Origin of the sequence: Dictyobacter vulcani (genome assembly GCF_008974265.1) — a bacterium.
Lineage (GTDB): Bacteria > Chloroflexota > Ktedonobacteria > Ktedonobacterales > Ktedonobacteraceae > Dictyobacter > Dictyobacter vulcani.
Map to the genome: position 1 here is coordinate 3,792,757 of NZ_BKZW01000001.1, position 17,691 is coordinate 3,810,447.

General features: G+C 49.3%; 18 protein-coding genes. 8 read left to right on the top strand and 10 right to left on the bottom strand.

Translation table 11 applies throughout. The features are described from left to right. Window positions 1–3: 3 nt before the first annotated feature. The gene (locus tag KDW_RS31800; protein ID WP_162005284.1) at window positions 4–1,191 is read left to right on the top strand and encodes a hypothetical protein; all 1,188 of its coding nucleotides are present in this window, start codon (window positions 4–6) and stop codon (window positions 1,189–1,191) included. Between the two features lie 369 nt (window positions 1,192–1,560). Continuing rightward, window positions 1,561–3,492: a serine/threonine-protein kinase gene (locus tag KDW_RS16160; protein WP_151756907.1), complete on the top strand. Its 1,932-nt coding sequence runs from the start codon at window positions 1,561–1,563 to the stop codon at window positions 3,490–3,492. Window positions 3,493–3,965: 473 nt separating this feature from the next. Here the strand turns inward: KDW_RS16160 and KDW_RS32835 are convergent, their stop codons facing one another. From KDW_RS32835 to KDW_RS16190, 6 genes are all read right to left on the bottom strand, one after another. Next, window positions 3,966–4,178, bottom strand: a complete 213-nt coding sequence (locus KDW_RS32835) for an S-adenosylmethionine:tRNA ribosyltransferase-isomerase (RefSeq protein WP_198925285.1) — start codon at window positions 4,176–4,178, stop codon at window positions 3,966–3,968. A gap of 223 nt (window positions 4,179–4,401) precedes the next feature. After that, the gene (locus KDW_RS16170) at window positions 4,402–4,968 is read right to left on the bottom strand and encodes a hypothetical protein (RefSeq protein WP_151756908.1); all 567 of its coding nucleotides are present in this window, start codon (window positions 4,966–4,968) and stop codon (window positions 4,402–4,404) included. Window positions 4,969–5,184: 216 nt separating this feature from the next. Beyond that, window positions 5,185–5,637 (bottom strand): FAS1-like dehydratase domain-containing protein, encoded by a 453-nt coding sequence (locus tag KDW_RS16175; protein ID WP_151756909.1) that lies wholly within the window; start codon window positions 5,635–5,637, stop codon window positions 5,185–5,187. Between the two features lie 26 nt (window positions 5,638–5,663). After that, entirely contained in the window at window positions 5,664–6,422 is a 759-nt protein-coding gene (locus KDW_RS16180; protein WP_151756910.1) for an SDR family NAD(P)-dependent oxidoreductase, read from the bottom strand. A 73-nt stretch (window positions 6,423–6,495) separates the two neighbouring features. Then, window positions 6,496–8,628 carry an acetate--CoA ligase family protein gene (locus KDW_RS16185; RefSeq protein WP_151756911.1) on the bottom strand — a complete coding sequence of 711 codons (2,133 nt, stop codon included), beginning with the start codon at window positions 8,626–8,628 and terminating at the stop codon, window positions 6,496–6,498. After that, the gene (locus tag KDW_RS16190) at window positions 8,628–9,794 is read right to left on the bottom strand and encodes an acyl-CoA dehydrogenase family protein (protein ID WP_151756912.1); all 1,167 of its coding nucleotides are present in this window, start codon (window positions 9,792–9,794) and stop codon (window positions 8,628–8,630) included. Before KDW_RS16190 ends, KDW_RS16185 begins: the two co-directional genes overlap by 1 nt. Window positions 9,795–10,048: 254 nt before the next feature. Here KDW_RS16190 and KDW_RS32840 point away from each other — a divergent pair, with 254 nt between their 5' ends. Then, window positions 10,049–10,432 carry an alcohol dehydrogenase catalytic domain-containing protein gene (locus KDW_RS32840; protein WP_198925286.1) on the top strand — a complete coding sequence of 128 codons (384 nt, stop codon included), beginning with the start codon at window positions 10,049–10,051 and terminating at the stop codon, window positions 10,430–10,432. Continuing rightward, window positions 10,324–11,184: a zinc-binding dehydrogenase gene (locus KDW_RS33890; RefSeq protein ID WP_198925287.1), complete on the top strand. Its 861-nt coding sequence runs from the start codon at window positions 10,324–10,326 to the stop codon at window positions 11,182–11,184. Before KDW_RS32840 ends, KDW_RS33890 begins: the two co-directional genes overlap by 109 nt. Window positions 11,185–11,233: 49 nt before the next feature. Here KDW_RS33890 and KDW_RS16200 read toward each other — a convergent pair whose 3' ends face one another. Both KDW_RS16200 and KDW_RS16205 read right to left on the bottom strand, forming a co-directional pair. Continuing rightward, window positions 11,234–11,527 carry a hypothetical protein gene (locus tag KDW_RS16200; RefSeq protein ID WP_151756913.1) on the bottom strand — a complete coding sequence of 98 codons (294 nt, stop codon included), beginning with the start codon at window positions 11,525–11,527 and terminating at the stop codon, window positions 11,234–11,236. A gap of 316 nt (window positions 11,528–11,843) precedes the next feature. Beyond that, window positions 11,844–12,071 (bottom strand): hypothetical protein, encoded by a 228-nt coding sequence (locus KDW_RS16205; protein ID WP_151756914.1) that lies wholly within the window; start codon window positions 12,069–12,071, stop codon window positions 11,844–11,846. Between the two features lie 154 nt (window positions 12,072–12,225). Between KDW_RS16205 and KDW_RS16210 the strand changes: the two genes are divergently transcribed. Then, window positions 12,226–13,866 carry an IS1634 family transposase gene (locus KDW_RS16210; protein ID WP_151754429.1) on the top strand — a complete coding sequence of 547 codons (1,641 nt, stop codon included), beginning with the start codon at window positions 12,226–12,228 and terminating at the stop codon, window positions 13,864–13,866. Window positions 13,867–14,051: 185 nt separating this feature from the next. Then, window positions 14,052–14,279, top strand: coding sequence for a hypothetical protein (locus tag KDW_RS16215; RefSeq protein WP_151756915.1), 228 nt, complete (start codon window positions 14,052–14,054; stop codon window positions 14,277–14,279). A gap of 28 nt (window positions 14,280–14,307) precedes the next feature. On the opposite strand, the gene KDW_RS16220 is transcribed toward KDW_RS16215, so the two are convergent. Beyond that, window positions 14,308–14,532 (bottom strand): hypothetical protein, encoded by a 225-nt coding sequence (locus KDW_RS16220; RefSeq protein WP_151756916.1) that lies wholly within the window; start codon window positions 14,530–14,532, stop codon window positions 14,308–14,310. Between the two features lie 153 nt (window positions 14,533–14,685). On the opposite strand from KDW_RS16220, the gene KDW_RS16225 reads away from it, so the two are divergent. Beyond that, a complete protein-coding gene (locus tag KDW_RS16225; protein WP_151756917.1) occupies window positions 14,686–15,537 on the top strand; it encodes a C40 family peptidase in 852 nt (283 codons plus the stop codon). Between the two features lie 145 nt (window positions 15,538–15,682). Then, entirely contained in the window at window positions 15,683–16,078 is a 396-nt protein-coding gene (locus KDW_RS32845; RefSeq protein WP_198925288.1) for a hypothetical protein, read from the top strand. A gap of 46 nt (window positions 16,079–16,124) precedes the next feature. Here the strand turns inward: KDW_RS32845 and KDW_RS16235 are convergent, their stop codons facing one another. Continuing rightward, window positions 16,125–17,303 (bottom strand): FAD-dependent oxidoreductase, encoded by a 1,179-nt coding sequence (locus KDW_RS16235; RefSeq protein ID WP_162005285.1) that lies wholly within the window; start codon window positions 17,301–17,303, stop codon window positions 16,125–16,127. Between the last annotated feature and the right edge of the window lie 388 nt (window positions 17,304–17,691).

Here is a 17,691-nt window from a genome sequence, read left to right on the forward strand (position 1 = left end):
TATATGAGTGAATATCAGTATTATGAATTTATGGCGGTTGATCGGCCTTTAACTGGACAGCAACTTAAAGAGGTCAATAAGCTGTCCAGTCATATTGATGCCTCTGCCAGCCATGCCGTGATTGAATATCATTGGGGCGATTTTAAACATGATCCTATTGTGGTGATGCGTAAATATTTTGATGCTTTTTTGTATTGGGCGAACTGGGGATCACCACAACTGGCATTTCGCTTTCCGCATGGCGCGTTACCCGCTGATCTGCTGAATGACTTTGATTGCGATGCGTTTGTCACCTTCAGTAAACAACAGGAGTATGATATTCTCCACTTTGACTTTGGCCAATATGAGGCCGAGGATGAATGGCATGAATATGAACTGGGATCGTTCATTGCTATTCGTAATGAATTGTTGGAAGGTGATTTGCGCTCATTATATATTGCCTGGTTAGCCAGTCAGGATATGATGCGGGATTATGAAGATGAAGAGGAGGAGTATGAAGCGGAGGAAGAGGACGATGAAGAGGAGGAGGGCAATGAAGACGATGAAGCAAATATTGGGCCGATCGTGCCACCAGGATTGAACCAACTCACCGCAGCTCAACAGGAGTTAATGGTTCTATTACGTGTGCCATCAGCACTCGTTGGAGCAGCCGCTCTTTATAGTGATGATGCCAGGTTGGCACCAGCGGACGATTTTATGGATTGGGTTCAACGATTACCTCGTGAGCGTTGCGATAATTATCTCGTACGTCTGGCAAACAATGAGCCGGGTCTGAGTCGCTTACTGGTGAGAGAATTACGTGATGCCAATCAACATGTGCAGTCAGAACAAACATCCAGGGAGACGCGTGTGCCTTTTACGGAGTTATTGACGAAAGTTGAGGCTATCGAGGCAAAAGAAGAATTGGAGCGGCAGGCACGGGAGCGACAAGGCAGGATGGATCGCTTGCAATATGTACATTTCCATCAGGATGAGCTGTGGAAACGCGTTGATGAGGGAGCCATGCGTCAGACATCGACTGGTTATGACCAGGCGCTTTCGTTGCTGGTTGAACTGCGTGACGTGGCTGATGAATATAAAGAGGTACAGGAATTTCAAACGCGTTTCAATACGTGGATACAGTCACATTTGCGCCGTCCTGCTCTCATTGAGCGTTTGAAGAAAAATAAATTTACTATCCCAAAACCCTAGCTCATAGCGATATGCGCATTATTTTTTCAGGTCTGCTTGTCAGGGGAGAAGAATCGCGTTGAGCGGCTACTATTCCTTGTTAGCGATTTTGATAAATAAACAATGGACTTATCCATGACGTGGTGTTGTCCAGTTGTTTTGACTATTTTAATGTATGTGGATCTTTTATTATGTTCCTCATAGAGTATAAATCAATGTAGATACGTTTTTCAATGTAATTGTATTTCTCAAAGCAAAAGATAAATTTACTAAACAAACGGTAAGTACTATCTTCTATACAAGCATGAAAACAGTTGACGTTATGTTTCTATTTACTTAAAATAGATATCCTAAAGCTTTATTTATATATACTTCAGGAGGCCCCTCGGAATGGCTGATCAATTGGTGCTTATTGGTAAACAGGTAGGAGATTACCGCTTAGAGCGTTTGATTGGACGCGGTAGTACTACTGAAGTATATGAAGGCCGGCACATACAGTCGCAGCGGCAAATGGCTGTAAAGATCTGGCATACACAATTGGGAGAGGCTGAGCGGCAGACTTTTCTACGCGAACTTCAGATGATCTCAAAAATGAGCCATACTCATCTTCTGGATATTTTACAATATGATGTGCAATATAATGTGCCAATAACTTATATGGAATTGTTGCCAAATGGTGCGCTTCGCCAGCGGCTGAAAGAAGGACAACGTGTACCTCTTTCGCTGGTGGTAACCTACATTAAGCAACTTGCTCAGGCCCTTCAATATCTCCATGATAATAAGTTGACCCACCTTAATGTTAAACCAGAGAACCTCCTGTTGGATGGACAAAACAATGTTGTCCTGGCGGATATCTGGATTCCTGCGATTGCGCATCACTTTGCATCCTCTACCAGGCAGTTTGGTCTGAATAATATCCCCTATATGGCTCCGGAATTATTTCAAAATCAGTCGAGCCCGGCCAGTGATCAATATGCTCTGGCAGTTATCGTCTATGAATGGCTGAGTGGCTGGCCTCCTTTTCAAGGTAAGCCTGCCACACTGGTGGAGCAGCATCGATTGATGGACCCGCCCTCATTACGCGAAAAGGTTGAAAATATATCAGAAGAGGTCGAGCGCGTAGTCCTGAAGGCTCTCTCTAAAGATCCGCAGAAGCGTTTTGCGGATATTACTGCTTTTGCGAATGCGTTGGAGGCGGCAAGCTATCAAAAAGCCAGTGCTCAGAAGACGTATGTGACTGCTCCTGCGCGGCCAGTAACGGTACCAGGACAGAGAACAGCCGCTTTCCAGCCGAACTCGTCGCCATCGCACTCGTCGCCGTCACACGCGTCGCCGTCACACGCGTCGTCGTCGCACTCGTCGTCGTCGCACTCGTCGTCGTCGCATTCGTCACCATCGCACTCATCGCCATCTCAGCCAGGTGTGCAACAGAGCAAGACAAATCAGACGGTTATGCCAGTCAGTCCGCTTTGTATATTAAAAGAGCCGATTACAAGTCTGGACTGGTCACCTGATGGCAACTATATCGTTACAGTAGGCAGTGGACGTGTGGTCTCGATCTGGGATGTGGCTGCTAAAAAAGCTGTGCAAACCTATCAGCGCCATCGCGGAAAAATTCAACGCGTGGCGTGGGGACCTCAGCAGATGCGTCATACCATTGCTTCAGCGAGTAGTGAAGGTAATATTCAGATCTGGAATGCCAAATCTGGTATGCAGCTTGCTTCCTGGTTAGAAGATGCTCCCATTCAGAACATTGCCTGGTCGCCAGATGGTCAGTTTCTGGTCTCGATCAACATCGCAGGCGACAATATAAAAATCTGGGATGCTAAAACCAGTAAACTGGTGGCACATTACAGAAGCAAGATCCAGCACTTACAGGTACTGGATTGGTCGGCTGATGGTACCTATATCGTGGCTGGTAATACTGAGGGCTCAATGCAGATGTGGTTTGTCGGTATTGCTATGAAAGACAATCGCGAAGCGTTCCAGCGCGAGCAAACGCGTGTCTATCAAAGGACAGCCGTGAATGCCATTAAAGCGCTGGCCTGGGCTCCTAATAAGGGCTTACTCGCTTATGGTGGAAGCAGCGCTGGCGTTGATATCTGGAATCCAATCACCGGTATCTCACCTGTGCATTATGACCAGCACAAAGACCAGATTAATGCTATTTCCTGGTCGCCAGATGGCTCTTCGATCGCTTCGGCCAGTTCAGATACATCGGTACAGGTCTGGGAATCCAATAAAGGAAAAGCAATCTGTATGTATCGTGGACATAGCGAGAGTGTCAACACCGTCAAATGGTCTCCCAATGGTAATGGATAGCTTCCGTAGTAATGATCACAGCATTCATGTCTGGAGCCCTAACAACTAAAGATCCAGACATAACTTTAACGCTCTGAAAACGCGACAAGCAATTGGTCAGCCTGTCGCGTTTTTTTGTTTGTTCAACGTTTACCACTTTATTTTACAGCAAAAAAAGAATAGCAATGTAGCAAACCAAAACGTTTATATGTACTAATCAGATGTCAGGCTCATTTGTTGAGGGTAGGGAATTATATATGGACGGAATGCTTGAAGGTTTCAGAGTGATCCTGTTTGAGATATATGCGCAAACCCTGTTTGACTCGCTACAGAAACTGGATACTTCCGCTGATATCTCGCTCCACCTGACCTGTTGATGGCAAGGCCTGGTATGAGTGGTGGATTGCAGGTCAGTATGGGATGAGTCCTACTTTTGTGGATGCTGTCCAGGAATGTATACATGTAAGTTAAACGAGCGGCTTAGTGACGCCATGTTATAGCGATACATAAGAAGAGCCCTTTCTCACCAGCAGAAAGAGCTCTTCTGGTGGCTCTACCAGGGTAATAATAGGTGGAGATCTCCAAAATTCATGCCAGAGGTAGCCATGTTCCAGTGCCTGGTGATAAGTAAGTTGCAGGTGGCTACGGGTCGCGAGAGCTTCTAGCATGGCCAGATGGGTGGCCTGTGGTTCGTGTGGCGTTGCCAACGTGTCACCCAGCCCTGCAGCTCAGAATATTCAGTATCTTCTGATCTTAGGGCTGATCATGTTTGCTGGCTTTGTGATCTTTGCCAACATGCTATTTAATAGGAAACATTAAGGAAAATAATAACTTGATCATTACCTGGAGCACCGAGCGCAACCCTACTTTAGCTAATCGGTTTATGTGAGGATGCCGTTCCCTTAAATGGCCCCTGCATTAGTTGTTGCATCACTGGTGTTTTTTTGCGATGGCGTCACCGGTCTTTTTTCGAGCAAGGAAACGTCCGGACAGGGCCAGCCAGAGCGGGAGTAAGATCAGTGATGGCAACAGTAGTAAAAAGGACAATGGGATAAAGGCGATAAATGAGTAGATGGCCAGATCCAGGGCCAGCAAGATACCGATGATACGCAGGGCGCCAGTGGTGTTTAAGGAGACCAGCAGGATCCACAGGGCGGCAGAGATATGGCCTCCATAACGCAAGGGCAGATAGTTTTCCCGGGGCGTTCCATTGAGTTGCATGATATCGGAGGCGATATCAACGACCAGCCAGCCATAGCCAGCGATACGCGCCCAATCTGGAGCAGGCAGGGCGGGGATGATTAGAAAAATACAGAGATGTTCGGCTACTGCCAGTATCGTTAATGGTTCAGCAATTAACGGAGCCGTGAGACCTGTGGCGTCTCTTAGCACGGGTATCAGATAAGTAACTAAATGAATTGCAAAGAGTACAGATGCCAGGTAGGCTGCAGTTGTGGCGCTTGTTACACGGTTTAAAGATGAAAAGTGCCATGACATAACATTATTCCTCTCTATATAGATAATTACTGTTTTTATTGTACCGTAATTTATCATGTTTTTATATGTAAAAGAATGGGAATTATTATAAGAGAGAGAAAAGACTTATGGGAAAATGGCACGTAAGAACAATTGAAGAAGGAGTGAATTAGTCACATGGAATAAATACCATTTTGTATGGACACTGGTATCTATTCCATGTGAAATTGTGCGTCGTTATTCGCGCACCACGATAATGGTTCTGGTATTCAGCACTGGTTGCTGGTGCTGATTCAGATAGCGGGTTTCCATGGTAAGGATATCCATGCTATAGCCACCGCTTCCCTGGCGCGTCTTGCCATCTACTAACGTGGTGGTGCCTGTGAGTATGTCATTGGGATAGATGGGGGCCAGATACTCATATTCTTCTTCACCGTGCAGGATACGGGCGACATTGATGCCGAGTTCTGCCATGCTACTGATTCTTTGCCGGTTACCCCAGAAGCTGAACATGGTAGGTGTGGTCGGCGAAATAGGCACGTCGGAAAAGCCAGCGGCCTGCGCGTTCTCGCGACTCTGGTAGACCGGATTGGGATCTCCAATCGCGCTGGTCAGCTCATGAATCTTGTTTCGCTGTACTTCATAGGTGAAGGGAGCGAATGTGTAGCCGATCTTGCTTGTGTCGAACATAATATAGAGTGCTCCTACTCTGGACCTTAGCGTGGGCCGCCGGCGACATAAATGATCTGGCCACTGACATAGCCGGATTCTTCTGAGGCCAGGAAATTGATGACGTTGGCTACGTCACGTGGCTGTCCTACGCGCCGGACCGGAATGGTTTTGGATGCGGCCTCAATACGCTCCTCGGGATCAAAGCCCATGCGGCGTGCGGTGGCGCGGGTCATCTCGGTATCAATAAAGCCCGGGGCGACAGCGTTGGCCGTAATGCCAAAGGGTCCCAGTTCGATGGCCAGGGTTTTTGTCAGGCCTTGCAGTCCAGCTTTGGCCGTGGCATAGTTACTCTGACCGCGATTGCCGAGGGCGGAGGTTGATGAGAGTGAGATGATGCGTCCATATTTTTGCTTGACCATTTGAGCCTGAGCGGCGCGACTGCACAGAAACGCTCCGCGCAGATGTACATTGATCACCGTTTCCCAATCATCATCAGACATCTTGAACAGCAAATTATCCCGGGTCACACCCGCGTTATTGACCAGGATATCTAGTTGACCGAAGCGCTCAACCGTCTGTTGGATCGCAGCCTCGACCTGCGTTTTATCCGTGACATTGCAAGAGATCGCGAATGCCTGTGAGCCTGTCTGCTCTATTTCACTGATAACCTGTGCACAGCCATCAGTATTAATATCTGCCAGCACGATACGGGCTCCCTCTTCTGCCAGGCGCAGAGCGGTTGCGGCCCCAATTCCTTGACCAGCACCGGTGACAAAAGCCACGCGGCCATCTAGTTTTCCCATAGTATGTTCCTCCTAAAATAAAAACACGACGATTTATTGTTCTAAGCTATTAGCTTCTCTTCCATCCAGTCAGTTATTCTTGCCAGGTGATCAAGACATCGAGCACTTCAATGCGGGTGGCATGTACGAGCAGTGGATTGATCTCCAGGACACTCAAATGTGGCATGAAGGATAGTGCCAGCCTGCTGATACGATAAATCACTTCGCACAGAGCCTGCATATCCACGCGCGGTTGTCCGCGTGCCCCTTGCAGTAGTGGTGCGCTGCGCAGTTCACACAGCATGTCGGGAATCTGCTCACGGGTTACCGGTAACATGCATACAGCAGTATCTTTGAACACTTCGGTCCAGATGCCGCCAAGGCCAAGGGTGAGGATTGGTCCCCAGAGTGGATCGCACACCACACTAACCAGTAGTTCGTTGCCTGCCAGGCGCATTGGAGTGACAAGGATACCTTCTATGATTGCGTCCGGTTGCCGTTGCTGGACACGTTGTAAGATCGCAGCGAACTCCTGACGTATTTCCTGTTCGCTTGCGACATTCAGACGTACGCCACCAACATCGCTTTTATGGAGAATGTCGGCAGACTGTATCTTGAGCACCACTGGCAAGCCAAACTCGCGCGCAGCCTGTACCGCTTCATCTGCTGAGGTTGCCAGCTGGCCTGGTACGACTGGAATTCCGGCCTGTTGTAAGATATGGCGCGCTTGCATCTCTGACCATGAGCCTGCTGCAGGTATGTAGTCTGGATGGATGGAGCGGGATTCTTCTACCGGTGCCGGGACGGATACTATATCCTTTTGATCCGACCACCAGGCAAACTTGCCCAATGCACGGACGCCATGGTCCAGGCCAGCCATAAAATGCATGCCTGTGCGTTCTACGACCATGCGCATGCCAGTTGGGAGATCGATGCAGGTATTGGTGGTCAGGAGAATCGGGCAGGTGGCAGCACTAATAATCTGGCTGAGATTATCATATTGTGGGAGCAGGATGGCCAGTGTTTCTGGCGTGGGTTCACGGCTACCCTCAACGGTTGTCAGATATAAGATAAAATCAATATTGGGATCGGTGGCTACGATCTCAAGGGCACGTTGTTGCAGGGTCGGGTCCACCACGACATATCCTGTCACATCCAGGGGATTGTGGCTGGTAGAGAAGGCTGGCAAGATTGTCTGCAGCCGTTCCACGGTTTGTGGCGCAAAATCCGGAATCTCAAGTCCTACTTCCTGCGCCAGATCTGAGATGATATCGCAGGCTCCGCCAGAAGGTGTGACCACGCCCATACGTCTTCCAGGCAGTGGACGTGTATAGCCAGCCAGGCCAGCTGTCGTCAGGAGATCTTCCAGTGACGAAACGCGGATCATACCCAGTTCACGAAAGGCCACATCATTGATGACATTATCTCCGACCAGTGCACCGGTATGGGCCCGGGCGCTGCGTGAACTGGCGTCACTACTGCCAATTTTTAGCACTACAATCGTTTTACCCAGCTGCCGGGCCCTGGCGGCCACACGCCGCAATTCAGAAGGTTGGCGCACGCACTCCAGAAAGAGCGCGATGGCGTGCGTTGTCTCATCCTCCAGCAAATAATCCACCACATCGGTGACTGAGATCATACTTTCATTGCCTAACGCTACCAGCAGACTGAGTCCGATGGCATGTGCCTGAGCAAAGGAGAGTACGGCGCTGGCGAGGGCTCCACTCTGCAACACCACGCCAACGGGACCCGCCTTGAGCGGTGGAGCGATCGGGAGTCCGTAGGGGGTGATCTGATCGGTAATATTAATAAAGCCGTTACCATTAGGACCCAGAATAGTCAGCTCATGGGTCCTGGCGAAACTAAGGAGCTCCTGCTCCAGGCTGGCACCTTCTGGTCCGGACTCGCTGAAGCCGGATGTGAGGAGCACAAAACGTGCGGTGCCCAGCGCGGCCGCTTCCTGTACGATCGAGAGGACATGCCGGGTTGAGACCATCACAAAGGCCAGGTCTACTACCTCTGGCAGCTCATGCAGGGATTTGTAGGCGCGTTGACCATGAATTATCTCACGATTGGGATTGACCAGGTAGATTGGGCCCGTAAAGCCGAAGGTGTTGAGATTGTCAAAGGTGTAGATCGACCAGCGCGAGTTATCGGTAGCGCCGATGAGCGCGATGCTGCGTGGACGAAATAAGCGTTGCAGTTGCTCACCTGTGACCGCCTCCATTACAGTGACTCCCCGAGTTTGACATGGCCACGCAGTAAGTTGCGCGAGATGATAAAGCGCTGGATCTCATCGGTGCCTTCAAAGATTCTCCAGAGACGCACTTCACGATACCAGCGCTCAACTGGAAGCTCTTTGGTGTATCCCATGCCGCCATGAATCTGCAAGACGCGATCGACGACGTGGTTGACCATATTGGAGCCATGTAGTTTGGCGATCGACGACGCATGGCGATTATCCTGTTTCTGCTCCGCCAGCCAGGCCGCATGCAGAGCCAGCCAGCGCGTCGCTTCGATCTCGACGTGTGAATCGGCAATCATCCATTGGATGGCTTGTCGCTCGGAGATCGGTTTGCCAAAAGTAACACGCGTCTGTGAATACTCGATGGCCATTTGGAGTGCTCGCTCTGCTACCCCGACTGCCCGGCAGGCGATGGCCCAGCGTCCAGCCCCGATCCATTGCATGCCAAGGTCAAAGCCACCATGCAACTGGCCTAAAATATTTTTCTCCGGAACACGTACATTCTCAAAATAGAGTGAAGCGGGACCCCATTCGCCCATGGTATGGATATAGTCGGAGTGCCAGCCCATGTCACGGTCTACCAGGAAACAGGTTACACCGCCACGGGCGCCTTTCTCGACATCCGTCACGGCAAAGACCATCGCAAAGTCAGCCTCATTACCATTGGTGATAAACACCTTCTCGCCATTAAGGATCCAGTGGTCGCCATCTTTGATGGCACGCATCTGGATATTGGCCGCATCCGAGCCAGCTCCAGGCTCGGTGAGCGCAAAACAGGAACGCCGTTCCCCATTGATGGTTGGAAGCAGATAGCGTTGTTTTTGCTCTTCATTGCAGTAGTAGAGGATATTATCGGCAGTGCCGCCGAAGGCAAAGGGGACAAACGTGCGGGCCAGTTCCATGCTGATTACAGCCGTCATCAAAGGACCAAGGTTCGCTCCGCCGTATTCTTCGGGTGTGTTGATGCCCCAGAAACCCAGCTCTTTCGCCCGGGCCTGTATCTCACGAATCTTTCCAGCCTTGATACCGGGTCGTCCTTCGCGTTCGTTGCGTAAGACATCGCTTTCCAGAGGCATCAATTCTTTTTTGACAAAATCGCGAACCGTCTGCTGGACCATTTTTTGTTCGTACGTCAGGCTAAAATCCATGTTCTGGCTCCTTTGCGCTATGGACTAAGACGTCGTCGTTGCTGTGACCGTCAGAATTGCCTTGTGCACAAGCGTAGCATATTTTATTTGAATATTCAATAGAACACTCCCTGCTTGCTGGATGGCTTGACTTTCAAGATTTCAGAAAATACACTGAATGTATAACGAGAATACATTTTTCTCCATCCGTGATCTTCTCAACCTGCATCTGATTTGACATCGTGGTACCTGCTATCGTTCCAGGGAGGAATATTATGCGCGTTGAAGCCGCTGTACTATATACCCCGGGCCAGCCTACTCCTTATGCCCACTCGAAACCTTTAGTGATTGAAGAAGTCGAGCTTGATCCACCGGGACCAGGGGAAGTGCTGGTCGAAGTTGTCAGTGCTGGACTTTGCCACTCCGATCTCTCTGTGATTAATGGCTCGATGTATCCGCAACTCCCGGATCCAATGATCCTGGGACACGAAGCCAGTGGTATCGTGAGAGAAACGGGTCCGGGGTACAAGATATACAGGTGGATGATCACGTGGTCTTTTCATTTGTGCCCATGTGTGGACACTGTCAATACTGCGCCATTGGTCGTCCGGTATTGTGTAAACCTGGCAATAGCGCCAATGGACGTGGCACACTGTTGAGCGGTGCGCGGCGTTTTCATACTCAAAACGGTCGCGATATCGCTTATTTTACCGGCACCTCCAGCTTCGCACGGTTTACCGTAGTGGCGCAGGAATCGTTGGTCGTGGTTGACCGCGCTCTTCCACTGGATAAAGCCGCCCTCTTTGGTTGTGCCTTGATCACGGGTGTGGGAGCCATCATGAACACGGCCAGGGTAGCGCCCGGAGAGCCAGTAGCTATTTTTGGGCTGGGAGGCGTCGGTCTCAGTACGATTATGGGGGCTAAACTGGTGGGAGCCTCACCAATTATCGCCATTGATATGTTGCCTTCCAAATTTGAGCTGGCCAGACGCCTGGGTGCTGATCACACTATCGCTGCGGGCGAGGGTGATCCCGTAAAGATGATTCGCGAACTCACCAATGGCGGGGTCGAATACGCCTTTGATGTCGTCGGCAACACCAATGTCCTGGCACAAGCCTTCAAGGCCACCCGACCCGGCGGCAAAACCATCGCCATCGGTATTCCCCCGACTGATAAATTTCTCTCCACTCATGCGGCCGCCCTGGTGCTGCAAGAGAAAACCATCCAGGGATCCTTCATGGGATCAGCTATTCCACGCCGGGATATCTCGCGGCTAACGCATCTCTATATGTCCGGGAAATTACCGCTGGACGAACTGCTTAGTCCATCAATTACCCTGGCCGATATTAATACAGGTTTTGATCGGCTTGCGCAGGGTAGTGCCATTCGCCAACTGCTTCGCTTCGTATAGTATATTTTAGCGGGTCACTGCACACGCATCGCGTTCTGTATCAGCCGACCTATTCTTTAACAGGGAGCAGTGCATCTCCGCTGTGGTAGTGGGTTGAGTCGATCACATTGTTTAGCCAGCCCTGTGTCTCGAATGGCATATGTTTGAGACCCAGGGTTGGCCGGGAGTAGCGTCTGATAGCAGGCTCACATGTGTGAGATTGTGTTGAATAGAGTGAGATATGGAGCTGTTTAGCTATACCCGCCAGCGTCCCGCTCTGTTTTTTTAGCCAGGAGCCACGTTTATGCACTGCAAATGGAAGCGGCATTAATGTGATCTGTGCTTCTGTACTTTCTTTCAGCATAAAGCTTTACCATCCCTTCAATCATCCCCTGATACGTATCCTGTTATCTTTCTATTAAAGCCTGAAGTATGCTGATTATAGCATGAGCATGTATATATGTATACAGGTATTTTGCAGTGTTTCAATTAAGAAAATATAAAAATTTTCTGGTAGAAAATGCTGGAAGTACAAGATCAGAAAAGGCTATTGCTATCTCTATTTTGTGATTATGTCCGGATGTACGGTTGAGGTTGTAAAAGCTGAAAATGGCGATGGTGCTAACGCCCTTGTTATCTCCTCTATCGCCATCATTTCCAGTTATTATAGAGGTTAGCTATCAGGATATATCATGTCTACGACGGACTGCCCGTAAGTAGGAGAGTGTATCTTTTCCCAGTGTGTTGGTGGGCGTCACATCAGTGATTTCATTGATATCATAGATCCCAGAGCGGTTTTCAACCATTTGTTTGCCGCGGAACGGAACCAATACGCCCTTTATCTCGCCATCTTTCGTCTTTGCCTGAACAAATTTACCCAGATTTGCTTTCACTTTTTTTTTGAACATTTTTCTGTCCTCACCACAATCTTTGTAGGCTAGAATGCGACAGAGCATTATTGTTATTGTTTCTCATATCTTATCCCACATTCCGCAGGGTAATTGACAGGAAATCTAAAATTCGATAAGGTAGTCTCAGCACAAAAAGGAGCAGAAAAAGAGCATGCAACGAGCTGAGGATTACCAGAACGAACGGTTGGATCATTTGGGTATTGTCGCGGGAGTCTGTCAGGAAATAGGCTTGGCCGCGTGGTTGGATGCCTTGGAACCGAAACAGCAACGTGTGGTGAGTTATGGAACTGCAACCGTCGCCATGATTCTCAACGGCTTGGGTTTTGCCAATCGCCAACTCTATCTGGTCCCACAATTCTTCGAGAACAAGCCGGTTGCCCACCTGCTGGGAGCAGGTATCAGCGCTGATATGCTCAACGACGATTGCCTGGGACGTACCCTGGATTGGCTCTACGCGCAAGATGTGACCACCGTGTTCGCTGGCATCGCCCATCAGGCCCGCCAACGCTTTGGGGTGAAAGCACGGCATCTTCATGTGGATACCACTTCCTTTTCGGTCAATGGAGCCTACGAAACCAACCAGGAAAACGAGCACGTGATTGCCATTACCCATGGCTACTCGCGGGATCATCGCGAAGATCTCAAACAGTGGATGTTGGCACTGGCGACCACGCATCAGGGAGATATTCCGCTCTTTTTGCAGCCTCTTTCGGGGAACAGCAGCGATAAAGAGAGCCTGGTTAAGGTTATTGCGGATCTGCATGCTCAATTGCGGCAGCAAGAGCCCGAAGAAAAAACCATCTACGTCTCCGATAGTGGTCTCTACAGTACGGCAAATGTGCGCCAGCTCAATCAAGCTGGGGTGAGGTGGGTCAGTCGTGTTCCTGAAACCAGCAAAGAAGCCAAAGCTGCCGTGATCCAAGCCGAGGATGCGTGGCAGCCCAGCGCTGATGGGACACGCAGCATGATTGTGCAGCAGATGGATCTGCCGCAAGGACCGGAGCGTTGGATCGTGGTTCGCAGTGTCGATGGGGTCAAGCGCGCGTTGCAGACGGCTCGCAAGCAAGCTGACAAGCAGGTAGACGCGTGGGCAAAGAAGCTGTGGCATGTGAGCACCAAGTCGTTTGCCTGTCGAGAGGATGCGCAACAGGCCTGGGAGCAGAGCTTGAAAGGCCTGCCGGAGTGGCTGGAAGTCTCGGTGGAACTCAAGAGCCAGGCGGTCTTTGAAGGACGAGGCCGTCCTGCTCGGGATGCGGAGCCAAGCGGGCTGCGCTGGAGTGTCACATCGCAGGTCATCCTCAACGAAACGAAGCTGCTGGCCTACGCTCAGCGCAAAGCCTGTTTTGTCATCGCCACCAATGTCGTGGATGAAGCGGACACCTCCAATGAGGAGGTGATCAGCCTGTATCTGGAGCAGGGCAGCGTAGAACGGGGCTTCCGTTTCTTGAAAGATCCCTTGTTTCTGGCCTCCTCGGTCTTTGTAAAAAAACCAGAACGCATTGTGGCATTGAGCTTGATCATGGTGCTCGCGTTGTTGGTGTACCGTCTGGCTGAACATCGCTTGCGTGAGCAATTGCTGGCAAGCGGGCAAACGATCCCCAATCAAGTCAACAAGCCTACGGCTCGACCAACGATGCGCTGGGTGTTCCAATGCTTTGAAGGCATTGAATTGTTGCAGATCCGCACAGGAACCAGAACGGAGTCGGTTGTCCTCCGCTTGCAGCCACTGCATCAAAAGATCCTTTCGTTACTGGGACCAGCCTATCAACAATTCTATTTTTTTTCAGATTGAAACTGCGGAATGTGGGTCTTATAACAGTTTTTACAGAATAAACAAGTTGAACCACAATAGTACGGGGGTACACTAAATGATACTGCCCCAGAGGACCTATTTGAGGCTTCCTTTTTAGTATACGGCATGGTTTCAAAAAGAGCATCGCATGCCTGTGGCGCCTACACCGAGACGGATCCTGTTTCGTGATCCTCTTTGAGAAGGTACGGGGAGGATCCACGCGCTCTCCCACCACGTTGCTGCGCAAGCAGGCCACGGCACACACGATCCGTGTAGGCGCCACAGCACTGCGCGTCGTTCTTGCACGCTGGCCTGCGCAAACGCAGCAGTGCGGCCTCCGCGTGTGGCGCCCTCTCCACGTACACCGTGCTTGCTGGTCACGTCCAACCATCTCTCAACGTATCGCTAAGTGAAAAGTATTAGCCACCAGGGCAGCCGCTACTACTCTTGCACCTCAACGCTCTGTGTCTCGGTTGTACCGTCGCTGAACTCAACGACGAAATCAACTGAGCTGGGTGCATCTGGATTATCAGGAACGATTTCAATATTTTCGACTGATTCTAGCGGACGCTGTAGCGTCTGGGTGATCCAGTCGGTCAGGAACTGGACGGCTGGATTGTCTTTGTTACTAAGCAGCCATTTTTGCGCGTGTGATGAATTTTCCATGGTCGTATGTAACTCCTCCTGATATGTAGTATATCAAAAAGAATATGTTGATCGCGCTGGATGTTTGGAAGTTTTTGTGGAAATGATGGGTTATAATAAAAGTAATCAAAACTACCCGGAAATATTTCTATCTATAGACATGGGGTATCTAACTTGGAAGATATACTGACACAACATTTTATTATTGCGACCAGTGTGGCTGACATCCGTCATGATCCCGATGCTACATCGGAACTGGTCACGCAGGCCTTGATGAATGCATCTGCCCGTGCGAATGAGGCGTCCGGTGAATGGACCCATGTGCAGCTTGCCGATTATAGCGGTTGGATACGAACAAGTGAATTGGAACTACCGATTGTACGCGGTGTCTGTGAAGGGGACGAGGGTGCCTGTGGGGTGGCACTGCCTTATTCGGTGGTGGTGACTGCCACACACACGTCGGTTTATGCTCAGGCTGAAGGTGACGATACGTTGTTTGATATCTACCTCTCGACTGTTTTGCCTTATATCGATCTCTCTCATCCGCAGCGCTTACGGATTGCCCTGCCTGGTGAGCAAGAAGGCTGGATTGCGCGTGAAGCGGTAGCTATTCGCAGTAATAGCGAGCTGTATCCAGTCCAGGAGCTTTCGACAGTCATTGCCTATGCTAAAGCTTTTCTCGATATCCCTTATCTCTGGGGTGGCACTAGCTGGGGTGGCATTGATTGCAGCGGCTTTGTCCAACTGTGTTACCGTATGGGCGGCCATAACATCCCACGTGATGCAGATCAGCAATATGATTTTCTAACCCGGTCGATCGACCGTCAGGATATGCAGGCAGGGGACCTGATTTTCTTTGGAAGTAAGAGCATTACCCATGTCGGTATGGCGATCAGCCCACGCGAATTTATCCATGCCGAAGGCCAGGAATTTAATCGCGTCATCATCAATAGTTTTGATGACCAGCATCCCGCTTATCATGAACGTCTGGATAGTATCGTCTGGGGGATGAAGCGCGTTAGATAGTCCCGTGTAGTCAGGCCTGTTGTTGCACAATACCTATTTTGTCGTAAGAAGAAGCTTTTTGATTGCTAAACCCTTGCAGTGTGATATTATTGGGACGGATAGGATAGTAAGCAAGTCATACAGTTGTATGCGAGGGGAGGCTTTTGTGCGGCTACCATCATTTTTTGGCCAACGTTCTGAGAACCGTTCTCTACGAGATCGGATTTTTGCTCAACGGGTCTATCCAACTGAGGCTTTACGCAAAATTGTGCGCAGTATCGATGCGCCCTCGGGACGTGCAGCAGTCCCAACAGAGGACCAGAGACATTTTGTGCTTACCAGTTTTACTCTTGGTTGCGTGAGTATTGTGGCAGCATTTTTACCTATCTGTGGGTTACCAGTGGCTATCACTGGTCTTCTGTTGGGACTGTATGGTCGTCAATCTACACCGCTCAAAAAGGCTTCTAGCTGGGCAATTATACTTTCGTTGATTGGATTAGTGCTGACTTGTATAAATACTGTTGCTGTTATCAGTATTTATATGAGCGCATACCTCTGGTAACGATGTAGCTATGATTGAGTCTATCTGTCTGACTGTGCAGGAGACTTTACGCAACTGAATGGGTCGGTTCCTGCCACTGATGTGCGAAGCGAGAAAGTTGGAAACGCGTCAGTGGTACCACTGATTCCTCTCTTCTGACCAGTGAACTTAGCATCTCTCCTAACAAAATACCAAACTTGAAGGCATGACCGGTGAAGCCAGTACCTATAACGATACGAGGATCATCAGGCAAATAATCTAAAATAAAGTTTTCATCCTGACTCACATCATATATATAGGATTCTATGCGGTCCAGCCTGGCATTACGCAGCGCTGGAAGCAAGGTATAGAGGCGTCTGACGGCCTGTTTGACAACCAAATCATCAATAGGTGGTACTTCACCGGGTTCCGCTGGTGCTCCAAAGCTGTGTGAGGCGGCCTTCAGCAATGCTGGTCCATCCGGACTTTGTTTATGCATAGGAAAACCATAAAGATCATCGGCCATAAAAGCAGGAAAAGCATAAAGTCCAAAATCTTCAATGGGAAGGTTTGCGAAATACAGTAAATATTGGCGTGTTAATCGTACCGGCAATTCTAGCTCTTCTCCAAGGAGGCGATGGATCCATGGACCTGCCGCCACCACGACTTGCTCAGCTTCAACTCTCTCACCATTCGCTATTTTTAAGCATATAGGGCGCTGCGAATCAGCATGTTCGATTGCCGTCACTTGATGATGTTCCAGTATTGTCCCACCCATATCACGTATACATGCACGCAACGTGTGTAGACAGGTTGAGGCATGGAGCATACCGGCGTCTAGATTATAGCTTAAAAAATCAAATCCCTGCGTATTAAACTGTGGAAAACGCTGCGCGCAGGAGCGCGATGTCAGACGCTCTGGTGAATGTCCCAACTTGCGGATGGTGTAATAACTTTGCCTGGTAAAATTTTCCTCCTGATCATTGCCAAAAGAGAGGATTCCCGTCGGCGTATAGAGGTGTTGTTGGGTGCGCTGTTCCAGTTGTTTCCAGCGCTTCTGGCTTAATCGTACCATCTCTGAATAGAAGGAATCGTTTCCGTACTCGAAGCGGAGTAGACGAGATATGCCATGCGAAGATGCCAGGTTATGATCGACAGTTGCCTGCTCCAACACTGTTACCTGTTGCATACCTTGCTGTAGAAGGTGATAGGCTGTAGAGAGACCGATAATACCCGCGCCTACGACTATAGTGCGTTGTTGATACACGATAAAACTGCCTCCTGTCTATTTACCTGTATTGAGTAATACGATTATAACAAAATACGCACTAAATTTCAAATAAACTAACAAAATACAAAGCATAAAATAGTGTATTTATAAATGTGATCATTTAAGTTGTAAATGTAATAACAGTGTAATTGTTTTGTAAATATATTTGTTTTAGCTCATGTATATACAAAGTAGAACCTCGGTAGTACAACGTGTTCTATGCTCAGGATATTTGTAGCATGAAAATGAGCGAAGTATATACGCGCTCCTGATGTATGAAGCGAGGTTATACAGTCGTGAATGAAATTGAAATATGCTTGAATCCTGTTCACATAACAAGTAGTAGCAAGCAGTGTTACAGGTGGCTTTGCTATAACGCGTTATC